Here is a 14,533-nt window from a genome sequence, read left to right as displayed (position 1 = left end):
CCTGTTCAGGTTCCTATTTGCAAACTGAGTCATCTGTTACCACGTTCCCTGGCAACAAGGGAGGCGACCGATCAATTCGGCCGCCTCTTTCATCAATTTCCTATACGATTGTACAAAACACAGAAGCAATTACAAACAGCAGAATCGCTCTATCGCTACACGCGGTGCGACTACATGTACTTATACTGAGCCGCTACTAGATTGTAATAAGTACCACGCAGGTTCATCAATTGATCATGCGTACCTTGTTCCTGAATAACCCCATGATCAAGCACAACGATATTGTCACAATTGCGAATCGTAGACAACCTGTGCGCAATAATGAAGGAGGTTCTACCCTGCAGCAACGTCTTCAATGCTTCTTGAATTTTCAATTCGGTCTCGGTATCAATACTTGCAGTCGCTTCATCAAGAATCAATATTCTAGGGTTTGCAAGCAAGGCACGTGCGAACGAGATAAGTTGACGCTGACCCATGGACAGCACATTCCCGCGTTCCTCGACCTCAGTGTCATAGCCATCTTTCATACTTGCAATGAAGTCATGCGCATACACGGCCCGTGCTGCCGCTTCTACCTCCGCATCCGTTGCATCGAGTCGACCGAAGCGAATATTATCTCGTATCGTCCCGGAGAAGATGAAGGTATCTTGCAATACAATACCAACCTGCGACCTCAGACTTTCAATTGTAACTTGCTTAATATCATGACCGTCAATAGTGACACGGCCTTCTGTCGTATCGTAAAATCGGCACAACAAATTGATAATCGTGCTCTTACCGGAACCTGTGTGTCCGACTAACGCGATGGACTCGCCTGCCTTGGCTGATAATGAAATGCCTTTCAACGCGGGACGTCCCTTCTCGTATTCGAACATTATGTTCTCGAATTCCACATCGCCATGGATTGGTGGAAGCACTTTTGATTTCGCTGTATCCTCAATAGATGGCTGTTCATCCATAAATTCAAAGATGCGTTCCGAAGAAGCCATAGCAATTAGCATTTGCGAATACATTTGCCCCAAGCGATTAATAGGTTCCCAGAAGTTCCCGATGTACTGAGCAAATGCGAATAGTACCCCAACTGTAATCACATGGCTCTGAATCAAATAGGAACCGTACATGAATAGAATAAATGCACCTACAGCACTTGTTATCTCGATAACAGGGCCGAACGATTGGTTCATGGCAGAAGCGCGATCCCAAGACTTCTTATTCACATTGTTCATATGATCGAAGAATTCCATGTTCTGCTTTTCTTGTGTATACGCTTGAGTGACACGAACGCCTTGGATCGCCTCGTTCAAGTGAGAATTAATCCGCGATTGCTTCATGCGGACGTCCTGCCAAGCGAAGCGGATCTTCTTCCGCAGCTTCGTCGACACTAAGAACATGATTGGAACCGTAATCATAACTGCCAGTGCAAGCTGAACATTTAAGAACAAGAGGATAATGATAATACCTGCCAGCTGCATGCAATCAATTAGAGTGTTGACAGCACCGTTCGTGAACAGTTCCTGCAAGGAGTTGACGTCGTTCGTCACGCGCACTAGCACGGAACCAGCTGGACGTTTGTCATAGAAATGGAATGACAGCTTCTGAATGTGCTTGAACAGATCCCCTCGCAAATCATGAATAATGCGCTGGCCAATCACATTCATAAATTTGATGCGGAACGCATTGGCGCCCCACTGCACAATATAAAGTCCAAACACCGTTCCCGCGATCATATACAGCATATGCAGCGATGGGTTTCCGTCAGCGGGCTGTATCGCATGGTCAATGGCATAGCTGATGAGAAATGGGATTGCCAGTTTCGTAAGCGTACCCAGAACCATCATTACCAACAATACCGGCAGCAGTTGGCGTTTATACGGCTTCATGTACACCAGCAGGCGACGCATCTGAGCCCAGTTGAACGGCTTTTCTATTGCTTCATCATCTTGATAGACGAATCGGGAACGCTTACGTTCTGCGTTCTCCGCAGCTGTGTTCTCGTCTTCATTCGCCGGGCTCGCCGCCGTGGATGCTGCTGTGAATCGTGCTCCACTCATACTCTCACCTGCTCTCTGTTCGACGTTCCATCGGTGGTAGAATCCATCTGATCTTCTGACTCAAACTTATCAGCATACTGAATACGATATACATCTTGATAGGTACCCGGCACCTCAATCAATTGCTCATGAGTACCTCTCTGCGCGATGCTCCCTTGATCCAATACCAGAATCTCATCTGCATGCCGCAGCGACGAGATACGGTGTGCGATTATAAATACCGTACGTCCACGCATAACCTCTTGGAAGCCAGCCTGAATCGCATGTTCAGTATCCATGTCAACGGCACTTGTTGCGTCATCCAAAATCAAAATCTTCGGATCCTTCAGCAGCGCGCGGGCAATCGCAATCCGCTGCTTCTGACCGCCTGAGAGTCCCATACCGCGTTCGCCCACAATCGTATCATAGCCAAGCGGCAGCTCCATAATGAAGTCGTGTGCTTGCGCAAGCTTCGCTGCTCGAACCACTTCTTCTTCGGTCACATCATCTCGTCCGTAAGCAATGTTGTTATAGATCGAAGATGAGAACAGGAATGTCTCTTGGAATACGGTAGCCATCTGACTGCGGAGACTCTTCACATCCAAGTCTCGAATATCATGACCATCCAGCATAATGCTACCTGACTTCACATCATACGCGCGCATGAGCAGTTGAATAATTGTTGACTTGCCCGCTCCTGTACCGCCAAGCAATCCAATCACCTTCCCAGGTGTTGCGTCTAGCGTAATGTGGCTAAGAGCGTTTACATCACCTTCATAGCGGAAGGTAACATCTTTGAATTGAACATGTCCCTTAACTTCTTCATCATTCAATACAACCGCACGATCATTGTTCGCAATGTCAATTGGGGTATCCAGCAGTTCCAGCACACGCTCTCCAGATGCCTTCGATTGCGTATAGTTATTGATATGGAAGCCAATTCCCCACATCGGGCCAATGATGTACCAGATCATACTGAAGAAGGCAACTAATTCACCAAGCGACAGCTCTTTGTTAATGACCTTCGTTCCGCCAAGCGCAAGCAGCATGACCACACAGCAGCAAGCAAGAAGTTCCATCACAGGGAAGTATCGTCCCCATAGTGTCGCAGCATGAATTTGATTTTCCTTATACGCTTCAGACCGTATAGAGAATTTATCAACTTCATGGCTTTCACGCGCGAAAGATTTGACTGTACGAACGCCCGTAATATTCTCCTGTACTGCCGTTGTCAGGCGGCTGAAGGCGACGCGCATTTCGCGGAAGGCCGGATGTATCTTAGATTCGAACCGAAGCGCGACTAGAATCAACAGCGGTATTGGGATAAGCGTTGTTAGCGTTAACTTCCAATCAATTGAGAACATCATTCCAGCGCCAAAAAGAACCATCAGCACCATATTCAAAATTTGTGCGAAGCCGAACCCAACAAAGTTACGTATCCCTTCAAGATCTGCAGTCAAGCGGGACATCAAATCCCCTGTTCTTGCCTTGTCATAGTAGCGGAATGAAAGGAATTGCAGCTTGCGATAGCAGGCATTTCTCATTTCGTAGGCAACATAGTTGCCTAGACGACCGCCAAAATAGCCGTGTAAAAATGTGAGGGTGCCTTTGATGCTGACAACGACGACCACCGTCAATGACAGCCAAGGCACCCAATCGAATCGTTCTTTTGCTATGACGTCGTCAATCAAGATGCGCAGCATATTGGGATACACCAATCCGAGCGCTGTTGCCGCCATCAAGCAAAGTATAGATACGAATAGGTAGCCTTTTTTCGGCCAGTAAAAAGTGCTTAGCCGCTTGAAGACGTTCATGATTTCTCCTCCCCTTTTCTACGTTCTCGTGAGATGTAATGCAGTTTATCATCATGAAAACACAACAGCAAAACGCCAATTTCATCATAATGCCGTTTGTGCCCGATTTTTCCGAGCTTTGCAGTAACATATCCATTCATTTCTTTTAAATCGTCTGATTTACTGACTTGTCGTTCATTATTCAACAAAGAACGCTTACCGAGCATATGCCCAGTAAGCGTTTGAACGCAATTTATACGGTTTTGATATCGATTCCGCGTGAATTCATCTCTTGACTTGGATGCTTTTATGAATATGTCGAAATAACCTCTTCCAAAGCACTAATCACAGCTTGAAGCAATTCTTCATCCACTTTTGCATGCAGCGCATTGTTCAATCTTTCCATATACAGATCCAATGCGTCTGACAGCTCCTTGTAGGACTTTTGAATGACCTTATTATAGTGAGTGAGGATATGTTCGATAAATTGTTCCCGATGAGCTTCTGTTACCCGCTTAACCGCCTGCATCGCCTGCAGCTCCAGCGCCTGTCTAAGTTCGCTGCGACCGCTGCCTTCGAAAAAGGCCTTACTATTGCGGAAATAACCACGAATCCACCGCGTTGTTACATTCGGCAAGTCCAGCTCACCTGATACCTCTGGCGTTGGCCAAGCCCCCATATCCACATCAGCCGGTGAGTATCCGGGCAGCTGCTCCGTTATGGCTTGCTGCAGACGATTGTGATAGCTCATCACCATCTTCTTGGCCCCTTGCTCCATCCGCAATGAGGTCGCATACAGTTCATTCGCAAGCTCTTTGCTAAATAGGCGAATCCATTCCACATAACAGCGCTGCAGCGCACTATCTATATCCCGATCATCTCTGCGCAGGGAAGCCGGATTGAAGGCGTGAGAGAACATATCACCGAAGCGGAATTGCAATCGTTGACCCACATGGTAGAGCAATTCATCTGCTTCCTGCTGGAATAGGCTTGATTCATCTCGCTCCAGCCACTCCGTGCAGCTGCGACGCGCTTGTTCGGCCAATGCTTGATAACGAATGACTTCCCGTTCACGCTCTGCTGCATCGGCATGTGAGGCATCCCACATCGCCTTCAGCTGTCTTGCTGCCCTATCCAGACTATTGTGAGCCGAATGAATACTGAGCTGAGTCAGCTCATTGCCTGCAAACTCTAGGAATGACTGCTCAAACTCACCAATACCCGACGTTCTAATCTTGTCCTTCTGCGCTTGCTGCTTGCCCTCCAATGCCTGCAAGCTCGAAATCGGAAATAGCCGCGGACTGCGCACACCGAATTCGCGCAGACGATCCTCCACATAATCCAGTACACTTGACAGCTCATCAGGTGAGGCAGCAAGGTCAGATGCATTGACCACAAAGAACATTTTATCAAGCTCAAAGGCATCCTTCACCCGACCCAGCTGCGTAAGGAATTGTCGATCAGCTTGGGAGAAGGCATGGTTATAATACGTCACGAACAATATAATATCCGCCTGCTTCATGTATTCAAATGCAACGCCCGTGTGCCTTGCGTTAATGGAATCCGCACCCGGAGTATCTACGAATACGAAGCCTTGTCTCGTAAGCTCACTGTCTATGAACAAATCAATGCGCTCTACGAACGCTGATCTTGATTCATCACTCACAAATAAGCGATACTGTGCCTCATCAACCATTAGCTCCTGACCTAATAGGCCTCGAGCCTCATCTATCCCACGATCCACAGCCTGAATGAATCGATAATATGGCCGCCCAGACGGATGAATTGTCTCTGGACGAATTCGCGCAAGCGAATGGAGCACTTCATCCATATCCATGGTGGATGCATTAGGCTCGCCCAAGGTCTCTAGCGCATAGCGAAGGTCATCAAGCAGCTTTGCTTCGAGCTTCATTGTTACGCGAGCCGTGCCATGCGGATGCTCATCTGTCGCTGCCTCGATCGTATTAATTGCGGCTGTTGTCGGGTTGGGTGATACTGGCAGTGCATCTTGCCCGATAAGGGCGTTCGCGAACGATGATTTGCCTGCACTGAACGCACCGAACAAGGCAACCGTAAAGCGATTCTCGTCAAGCCGCTTCGCCTTCTCCCGCATCTCTGCTGCGAGCATCTGCATCGATTCCAGCCGTTCAAGCACGCCTGCTGCTTGCTCCAGCTTCTGAGCTGTATGGACCAGCTTGCCCCGAACATGGCTAGGAGCAGCAGCCTCTGATCGCTGTTCTGTTCCACCAGGTGCTGACCCATGATCAGTAAGATTGCGCTCAGAGTCTTTTACAAAAGATTGATCTTGGGCATGTCTATCCAGATTGCCGCTTGTCCCGAGCCCATCAGCCTCTGTAGACAACTCCAACCATGATTCAACGATTGCCTGCTTATCTGAACGTCTCTGCTGTACGTGATCAATTATGCCACTACCGGCCGGAGCATTGTGAACGCGTTCCTGGTTCCTGGCCTCTGCAGCATGCTGCTGGTCTACTACCTTCTCCTTGCTGTTTGCTTCCTGCTTCAAGCTGTGAATATCGGGAAGAAGACCCATCCAGCCACATTCCAGCTTATCAGCAGGCAGCCATAATTGTATGGCTTGAACCAATTCCGATTCGATCCCTGTAGTAGCTTGTAGTCGATTCTCCACTTCCGAGAATTCGAGGGAGAGCTCGCTCATGGAAGCAAGCTTAGATTCTGCCCGCGTAAGCTCTTCACGATATTGACGGAGCTTGATCTCTAGTAATGGCTCTGCCACTGTCAAAGCGGCTCTACGCAGCATCGCGCGTGCTTCATCAGCTATTGATCTGCAATAATTCAAGGTATACTCAGGTGAACCGCTCGCTCCCTCTGACACCGAATCAGCAAGCCAGGAATCACCTAGATCAGGCATGGCTTGCTCCATCGCAGCCGATGCTTCCTGCTCGTTTGCTCCTACCTCTTCAGCCAGCGAGCGAATCATTTGGATGAGATGAACCTCAACATTTGCCCGCAACCCTTCCTTCCAGATGGATGTGAAGGACTGCAGTCGTTGCGTGCGTTCATTGTCTGTCTTCGCACTGGAGAATAAGAAACCGACCTTGAAGCCAGGCTTGCGGGATTCTAAATATCGCTGCGCCTGTTCACGCATTACTGCAGGCGTAACATTCGCATTACTAAGCAGCTGTTGCACTTGCTTCTGGAACGATGCATTTACTTCCTGCTCCTGAGCTGTAAGCTCTGCAATGCGCTGTTCCGTTAGATGCAGCTGTTCCTTCCAAGTAGCCAAAGAGGCTTCGTCGCCTATACGTTCCACTAGCTGTTCACGTTTACTTACAAACGGCTCCTTTAAAACCTTTGCATGGGCAGACACGAGCTCACGTGCCGCACGTAAGATACCATATCGAACGAGCGGCAGCCGTTCTCTCGCCGTCTGACGAACATAGGCTTCTAATGCATTCCATTCATTCAATGGATGTTCTGGCTGCCTTACAGAGATGTAGAATACGCCTTCGGGCTTCAACTGCCATGCATCAAGTGCACTTCGGACATCGCTCTGATACGATTCGAAGGTAAGCTCCTGCTCCCTGTGCTTGTCGATTTGATTCACAATCCAGATAAGCGGCTTACCTGCATCTGCAACCTCCTTCGCGAATGCGAAGTTCGTCTCCGACTGGACGTGATTATAGTCCGTCACATAGAACACAATGTCAGCCAGATGCATGGCTTCCTCCGTAGCTGCTCGATGTGCCGCATCTGTAGAATCTACTCCGGGTGTATCCAGCAGAGCAACGCCTTGCTTCATCCAATCAATTTCATCAAAGAGAACGACACGTTCTATACCAGCACCATCACGGCACACATCATCCAGCTGCTCGAATTGCACAGGCTCTTCAAGAACCGTTCCATCTTGTTCAGATCTGCGTAGAACCCGCGCCTGACGCTCTCCGTAGCGGAGCGTAACCACGTTCGCACTCGTTGGAATCGGACTCGACGGAAGCAGCTGCTTGCCGCATAATGCATTAATTACACTTGATTTGCCTGCCGAAAAGTGTCCACAAAACGTGACCATCACAATCGCTTCTTGCCACTTCTTCGCAAGCTCAATCATTTTCTCGGCGTGCTGCACATCTCCCCTATGCCGCATCTGATCCGCTGTATGCTTCAGCCATTTTCCGAGTTCATCGCTATCTCTTTCCACAATGGCCGAATTAGTGTGCAACCTCGCATTCATCTTCTCCATTCACGTCTCCCTCACCGCTTTTATCCTAACGGAACACGAATTGTCGTTTTTGCGCATAGAAAAAACCGAGTAATCGGCTTCCTCTTTTTGCCTTATACTCGGTTTCTAGTGTACCATATTTTGCTGTTCGGGGAGAATGATTTCGAATTGTTCTCCGCGCTGTAAAATAGTAATGCCTGAATCTTTCACGCGCATTACGACAACATCACGTTTTTGACGCATACGTTCTACATACTGATCTGGAACTTGTCCAGCTGCATATACCGTAACGCCGTCAATCTCACGTTCTTCATCCTCTTGCAGAGGTGTTTGCATAATCTTTTCATAAATATTAGAGAATTGTTCAAAATCATTCGTGTATACCGAAATACATTTCATCACGACCGACTCCCATCCACGTTCTTATAGTTTCCAGTCTTTCTAGGTTTGGTCGCTTTCATACGTATTTTACCCTCTCGACAGCTATCTAACAGCGGACAAATGTCACATTTGGGGGATTGCGCTTTGCAATGATAACGTCCAAAAAAGATTAACCGGTGATGCGTATCTGTCCATTCCTCACGGGGAATTTTACGCATCAGCTTTTTCTCCACTTCCAACACACTATCGTCTTCGTTGGCAAGTCGCAAGCGCTTGGAGACGCGCTCGACATGTGTGTCCACTGCCATTGCAGGAACACCGAAGGCGTTGGATACGACCACATTGGCCGTCTTTCTGCCGACACCTGGAAGCTCTGTTAGCTGAGCATGCTCCCTTGGTACTTCACCCTCATATTTATCTATGAGCATGCGGCATAGTTTTTGAATATTTTTGGCCTTGTTGCGGAATAAGCCAATGCGCCGAATATCTGACTCCAGCTCTTCAAGCGGAACTGCTAGATAGTCTTCCGGTGTTTTATATTTCTGGAACAGCGTAGCTGTTACTTTGTTCACCGTCTCGTCCGTGCACTGCGCTGACAACAGGACTGCAATTGTCAATTCGAACGGATTGGCGTGAGTCAACTCGCAATGCGCGTCAGGGTACATTTGACCAATCGTATCGAGAATATGTCGGACGCGGGCACTTGTTGCCATCTGGAAGTCACCTCACCTTTCTATCCATTCTGCTTGACTATTCACATCTAAAAACCGTCTCACCCGCTAAGGTGAGACGGTTCGAAGTGAACCTAATCGTAGTTTAAGACACTTTCTCGATTTCAACAACCTGATCCTTAATGATATACAACATAATATCGGTATCTTCTTTGATGGAAGACAGGCTGATTTTCTCGCCCTTCGAATGAATAGATGCATTCGGATGAACTTTGAATATATAATTGTTTTCAGCCATCGTGCGCTTTACATACAATTCATTTGTATTTGAATTATAGCGCCAGAAGCTGCGCTTCATTCCGCTGACCAGCTTCACAGCTGAAAGATCGCTTGTGTCCTTGCGCACCTCTACGCGGTCTCCTTCTTTCAAAGCGCTCAAATTCGAATTAGAAGAAGAATTATCAACCTGAATTTGCGCGTTCTTGCCTACTTGGTGCACAGATAAGGAGCCAGCATTGTCGCGTACTCGAATCGTGCCGTTGTTTGTATCCACAGACTCTACTCGGCCATAAGTAACTTGAACTTGACGCACTTCCACGATAGAACGTCCGTCCATTACAACGTTGACATAGTCATTATCCTTCAAGTCTGCAATCTTGATCTCTTTATTATTCAGATCATAGATCTTGGCATTTCCCACATAAAAGTCCTCAACCTTCGAGTCGCTCGAGCGCAGACGAAGGCGATACCCCGACGCATCCCGATACGCGATATCGAATTGTAGCGTTTGCCGAACAGCGAGAGACGATAGTGTGGATTGATCATCCGTGAAGTAGGCAACTATTGTATCACCATTATTCACATCATTCAAGGTCACATTGTTTTTCCCATACTTTTCTACGCTTAGCTCAGTCCCCTTATAAGGCAGTGTTACCGTTTGTCCGTTCGCAAGCTTCATCGTCACTGTCTTCGCGGTAGAGCTTGCATAGACGAATGTTCCTTCGAATTTGTTGACGAGCTGCACCAGAAGCGCGTTTTTGGCCGTATGTTGCACATTCACCTTGCGTTTGCCATCCTTAAGCTGATTTGCGATATCCTCAAGTCCAACCTTGGAGCCGTTATTCTCATAGCGAGTCTCATATGTGAGCTTAAAGACGTGAGGTTCTTTGCGCTCGTCAGTTACCATTAACAGTTTGTTCGTTTTATCAAAATCTACAACTGTAGCTCCAATTATCATTTCCGCCTTGCGGTTCATTACTTTGATGTTGGCAACCTGATCCTCGTTGTTCATGGCCAGCTCGACGCGATCTCCGTATTCTCCTGCGACAATATCGTCGAACGTAGGATTGTTCATTCCATCAATTTCAATCTTTACATCACGAGCAAGCAGCTTCGCTACGAGTTCATTGTTTTCTTTTCGGATCGTGATGCTCGTTTTCGTCGCACCTTTTTCGTACAGCGTACCAGAAATCGTAACTTGTTGGGCATTTGTCAATTCGATTTCCGTTACGACGCTATTTTTCACCGTATAATTGACGCTGTCATTTTCCTTGATACTGCTTAGACCGGATAACAATTGATCCTTATACCGAACGTACGCTCCCTCCAAAACCGTGTAGGTTTCACTCTCACCTTGTTCGTTCTTGATCGTCACGGAACGGTTTCTCACATCAATAGAAGTAATAGTACCTTTGGCCGATTTGTTGACAGGCCCAGACTTTACTTGAACCTCAATAATTTTGCGTTCATTCGTAAACGTTTCACGCTTGATGACAAGCTCACTGTCCGCCATCAGCTTAGAAGGATCGATCGTGTTGCCGCTGGCATCCTTGAATACAGTCGCGCTGTTGTCGTACACAATATCAGACAATGCATCAGTGCCATCCTTCGTGAAATACAGCTTCTTCTCTGAAGGCGCAACATACCTCAGCTTAACCGTTGAAGTTTCCACCTTCGGTTCAGCGTCTAATAATTCAACATATGCCGCGCTTCCCGATTGTCCAGCGACACGGATTTTCATGTATAGGCCAATATCGGAGGCATTGATCGCCTGCTCGCTGTCATTTTTGTAGTACATCGTGTTTTTATCGCGGCGGAAGGTTGCTGTCTTGCCCTCTTCCGTATACAAGCGAATCTCTTGATCCGTTAGGCTCATCACATAACCGAATGATTCGAATGCGTGCTTTACCTTAGATACTTTTTCTCCGCGACTGAAGAATGTTGCAAGCTGCGCGCGCGTTACTTTGCCTTGCGGCTCGAATTTGTTGCCGCTCATTCCCGTAGTCAATTCCAGATCAACAGCAGTGTTGACATATCCTAATGCAGACGCGCTAATCTTGCTATTATCGGCAAATGTCGTCTTCTTGTTCTTTGCACGCTCTGCATCTGCTTGTTTTCCTACAGCACGAACCAAAATTTTCGTCACCCATTCACGGGTTGCCTTTTGATCGCCCCATGCTTGCTTCGGATCCGGCTTCGCCATTTCTTCTTCTTTTTCCAACAGCCCTTTTTGGAATGCCAGAACAATATACGGCTTGAAGAAATTCCCGACCTTAAAATCAGCAGGTAGTGCTACGGAATCTGCAGCATTCAATTCACCCTCTAGTCCCATATAACGAATTGCCATTGTGATGGCTTCCTGCTGCGTTACATCGTCACCAGGACGGAACTTGCCGTTATTCCCCTTTAAAATATCCAATGCTGCAAGCTTATGTATATGTTTCTCTGCCCAATAACCAAGCTTAACATCGCTGAATATCGGACTTGTACTCGAAGTTGATGTAACTTGATTTGTCTTTGTAGCGGTATTTGATTCAGCTGCCATCGCGAATTGCATAGACGTCAGCATCATGGATACGGCCAATAATGCACTTGTTAATGCTCGCGCTTTGCGCACACACGGTTTAGAATTTATTTGCATGATGCATCCCCTTCCACATATATTTCTTCGTGAGATGTTCTTTTTCGACAAGAACAGGGGCAATTCCTGCCCCTGTTCTTGAATAATTGTTGGTATTATTTTGTTCAATTACATGATTCGTGCAGATCTCTATGGACGCTTGATTGGATGTTTCAACGTAACATGGCCCATCAAGCTTTCATCTGACTTTCCATCTACCAGAATATCAATTGCCTTTACTTCATCGAATTGGAACAGCGTTTTAGTAAGAGCATCCAATGCAAAAGCCTCTCCGCCTGCTCCAAGATGACCCTCTTCCGGAATATGAATGTCAATGACTAGCGTTCCCTTATCCATTTTCACAGATTTGAAGTCGATCTTTTCCCACAACGGAATATCTTTATCATTGTCAGATGTCTTCAACGCTGAAAGTGCAGCTTCATATTTCTCGTCATCATTAGAGAACTGGATCATCTTCTTATACGACTTCAATTCCATCAGCTGATCATCAGAGACAAATACGTCAAGCGACTTTTCTTGCTTGTCAGACTTCGTTCCTTGACCTTTGTCAGTTGTTGGCTGCTCAGGCTTCGTTGTCTCGTCTGACGGCTTTTCCTCGTTCGGCTGCTCTGTTGTCGGCTGCTCCGTCGTAGGTTGTTCAGCTGTTGGCTGCTCAGATTGAGTAGCTCCATTTGTTGTCGGTTTAGCACCGCACGCACTTATAATTGTAATGGATAGAACTGCGGCAGCAAGTGCCCACCATTTTCGTGTCTTCATGAAGCACGACCTCCTTTACATCGTTCATAACGCAACAGATCGTCAAAGGTTGCATTTTTTATGGAATCAGGATACGCCCACATATTCTTTAATCCCTTTGACAATGTTCTCCGCAACGCGCCATTGGAACTGGTCGTCATACATTTTTGGTTCGTCATTCGTGCTCGTCAAAAAGCCTATTTCGAGCAGAGCCGACGGCATCTTCGTTTCCCGAACGACATGGAGATCTCCAAATTTGATACCCCGATCCTTCAATTGCGTTCCATTCAATAAATTTTTGTGCAACGTCTTGGCAAATGCTTCGCTGCTCTTGTGATAATAGAACGTCTCCGTACCTGTTACGGAAGGGCTATTTTTCGCGCTGTTTCCATGTATCGATACGAATATATCCGCACCAATTTTGTTCGCAAGCGATGAACGATCCGATAATTCAGGGAATGAGTCGTCTTCGCGCGTCATAACAAGATTGATCTTATCTTCTTTACGAAGCAGTTCTCCGACTTTCAAGGAAAGTGACAAAGTAAAGTCCTTTTCCGTCTTCTTCGTCAAGCTAAGCGCACCGGAGTCCTTGCCTCCATGGCCTGCATCAATCACAACGGTATAAGTACCATTTGGTTTGTTTGGCGTTACAGGTGGTTTCGTTGTTCCGCCATTGCCGTTCCCATCGTCATTTCCACTCTTTTGATTCAGCGAAATGGTCGTCAAACCTTGATCATTCAGTGTGACTTCACCATTCAACGGGTAGTTCAAATCAATAACGAAGCGCGCTGTATTCGGCTTATCGCTGAACATTGCAAAGCGAATGCGCTGAACATCTGGGTAATCTGATACTACATATTCCCCTTGTCCATCTTTATTGAAACTATATTTTTCATAGAACTCGTCCGAGAACACTGCATTCGGCAAATCAATAACTACCCGGTTAGGGCTGTCCATCGTCATAATGCTCGGTCTTACATTACGATCTAAAGCAATATGTAATTGATTATTGTCAAAAGAAAAGTTCGTAACGACTGAAGTATTGTTATCTGGCTTTGCTTGGTCTCCACCATTACTGCCATTATCTCCATTGCCGTTGTCCGGCTTTGTCGGCTTGTCCTCATTGCCTTTATCAGGTGTTGGGGGCGTTACTTCGTCGGAAGTGAACATGTACACGGATTTGGTTGAGTTGTCCCAATCCACTTTCAACCCCATATTCTCCCCGATAAAACGAAGTGGGACTAGTGTAGTTTCGCCTTTAATAACCGGTGGTGCAACAAGTGTAACACTCTTGTTGTCAACTGTCGCCGTCTTCTGATTGACGGTGAGATTCATGCTTCTGCTATTATCATTTATAGCTACCGTCTTCGCCTTCTGATTCCAATCAACCTTATAACCCAACTCTTCAGAAACGACGCGAATCGGGACCATGACCGAATTGTTCAGCATCAAAATGTTCTCTGGCATCGCCAAAGAATTTCCATTCAAGTACAAGCTCGTATTAGGTGCAGCTTGTCCCAGCGTAGGAAACACTAAACACAACAGCATTAATAGCAATCCAACCGCAAATTTTTGTTTTTTCTGCATCTTCACCTCTACATCCTTTCGTCATGTTCCGCACTATTCTATTTGTCTATTAAGAACGGACGTATTATTAGACGTATAAAAAGTACAAAAGTTGCGTAGTTTCTACATTTTTTGGCTAAAATAAACCTGCTAAAATATCCCTTGTTTTCACTGTAAATCACCTACTCCCACATGGCAAGACAAAAATTGCGCATTTGAACATAAATATTGACAGG

8 protein-coding genes are annotated in these 14,533 nt (G+C 46.7%); all 8 read right to left on the bottom strand.

What is annotated here, in order from left to right:
* Positions 1-170 precede the first annotated feature (170 nt).
* Entirely contained in the window at positions 171-2,051 is a 1,881-nt protein-coding gene (locus RQP50_RS07880) for an ABC transporter ATP-binding protein (protein WP_072728015.1), read from the bottom strand.
* Entirely contained in the window at positions 2,048-3,844 is a 1,797-nt protein-coding gene (locus tag RQP50_RS07875) for an ABC transporter ATP-binding protein (protein ID WP_072728013.1), read from the bottom strand. Before RQP50_RS07875 ends, RQP50_RS07880 begins: the two co-directional genes overlap by 4 nt.
* A 286-nt stretch (positions 3,845-4,130) precedes the next feature.
* Complete coding sequence (locus tag RQP50_RS07870; protein WP_315744457.1) at positions 4,131-8,045, bottom strand: dynamin family protein; 3,915 nt, start codon at positions 8,043-8,045, stop codon at positions 4,131-4,133.
* A 105-nt stretch (positions 8,046-8,150) separates the two neighbouring features.
* Complete coding sequence (locus RQP50_RS07865) at positions 8,151-8,423, bottom strand: hypothetical protein (protein ID WP_021259144.1); 273 nt, start codon at positions 8,421-8,423, stop codon at positions 8,151-8,153.
* Entirely contained in the window at positions 8,423-9,118 is a 696-nt protein-coding gene (nth, locus tag RQP50_RS07860; RefSeq protein WP_021254622.1) for an endonuclease III, read from the bottom strand. Before nth ends, RQP50_RS07865 begins: the two co-directional genes overlap by 1 nt.
* Before the next feature lie 103 nt (positions 9,119-9,221).
* Complete coding sequence (locus RQP50_RS07855; protein ID WP_315744454.1) at positions 9,222-11,996, bottom strand: S-layer homology domain-containing protein; 2,775 nt, start codon at positions 11,994-11,996, stop codon at positions 9,222-9,224.
* A gap of 129 nt (positions 11,997-12,125) precedes the next feature.
* Complete coding sequence (locus RQP50_RS07850) at positions 12,126-12,752, bottom strand: GerMN domain-containing protein (RefSeq protein WP_315744452.1); 627 nt, start codon at positions 12,750-12,752, stop codon at positions 12,126-12,128.
* A gap of 66 nt (positions 12,753-12,818) precedes the next feature.
* The gene (locus RQP50_RS07845) at positions 12,819-14,318 is read right to left on the bottom strand and encodes an N-acetylmuramoyl-L-alanine amidase family protein (RefSeq protein WP_315744450.1); all 1,500 of its coding nucleotides are present in this window, start codon (positions 14,316-14,318) and stop codon (positions 12,819-12,821) included.
* Positions 14,319-14,533: the final 215 nt, after the last annotated feature.

The sequence above is a fragment of the Paenibacillus suaedae genome (assembly GCF_032337355.1).
GTDB lineage: Bacteria > Bacillota > Bacilli > Paenibacillales > Paenibacillaceae > Paenibacillus_B > Paenibacillus_B suaedae.
The sequence above is the reverse complement of the archived record's forward strand: the minus strand, read 5'-3'. Positions and strand labels throughout refer to the sequence as shown.